The organism is Actinoallomurus acaciae, from assembly GCF_042429965.1.
GTDB lineage: Bacteria > Actinomycetota > Actinomycetes > Streptosporangiales > Streptosporangiaceae > Actinoallomurus > Actinoallomurus acaciae.
Genome location: NZ_JBHLZP010001064.1, coordinates 1 through 1,214, shown reverse-complemented (window position 1 = coordinate 1,214; position 1,214 = coordinate 1). Strand labels below are relative to the sequence as shown.

The 1,214-nt window shown below is 75.5% G+C and carries 1 pseudogene; it reads left to right on the top strand.

The window, feature by feature from the left end:
- Window positions 1–1,214 (top strand): annotated as a pseudogene (locus tag ACFFNX_RS50475) (DEAD/DEAH box helicase); the annotation flags it as partial.

Sequence of the window (1,214 nt, the reverse complement as noted above, 5' to 3'; positions counted from 1 at the left end):
GACCGGGTGCTCGTCTCCCCCGCTCCGGGGCGGCCGGGCAAACTGCCGTTCTGGCACGGCGACGCGCCGGGACGGCCCGCCGAGCTGGGCCGCGCCCTGGGGGAGTTCAGCCGCGAGCTGTCGGCGCTGCCGCCCGAGCGGGCGCGCGAGCGCGTACGCGCCGCGGGCCTGGACGAGTGGGCGGCCGACAACCTGCTCGCGTACCTCGCCGAGCAGCGTGAGGCGACCGGCTATGTCCCGGACGACCGCACGCTGGTGGTCGAGCGGTTCCGCGACGAGCTCGGCGACTGGCGACTCGTGGTGCACTCCCCGTACGGTGCGCTCGTGCACGCGCCCTGGGTGCTGGCGACGGCGTCGCGGCTGCGCGCCCGGTACGGCGTGGACGCGCAGGCCGTGCACTCCGACGACGGCATCGTGCTGCGCGTCCCCGACACGGGTGAGGCCGTGGCCCCGCCGGCCGGCGACCTCGCGGTCTTCGACCCGGACGAGATCGAGCAGATCGTCACCGACGAGCTGGGCGGGTCGGCGCTGTTCGCCTCGCGGTTCCGCGAGTGCGCGGCGCGGGCGCTGCTGCTGCCGCGGCACCGTCCGGGCAAGCGGATGCCGCTGTGGCAGCAGCGGCAGCGGGCGGCGCAGCTGCTGTCGGTGGCCAGCAAGTACCCCTCGTTCCCGATCGTGCTGGAGACCGTGCGCGAGTGCCTGCAGGACGTCTTCGACGTGCCGGGGCTGGTGACGCTGATGCGCGACCTGGCCGGGCGCAAGGCGCGTCTGGTCGAGGTCGAGACGCCGATGCCGTCGCCGTACGCCCGGTCGCTGCTGTTCAGCTACGTCGGCGCGTTCATGTACGAGGGCGACGCGCCGCTCGCCGAGCGGCGGGCCCAGGCGCTGGCGCTCGACTCGACGCTGCTGGCCGAGCTGCTCGGCCAGGCGAACCTCCGCGAGCTGCTCGATCCCGAAGTGGTCACCGAGGCGTCACGGGAGCTGCAACGGCTGCCGTCCTCACGGCACGCCCGCGACGTGGAGGGCGCCGCCGACCTGCTCCGCGAGCTGGGGCCGCTGGCGACCTCGGAGCTGGCCGAGCGTGGCGCGAGCCCGCGATGGCTCGCCGAGCTGGAGGAGTCGCACCGCGCGATCCGGGTGCGGATCGCCGGAGAGGAGCGGTGGGCGGCGATCGAGGACGCCGGGCGGCTGCGCGACGCGCTCGGCGTGCCGTA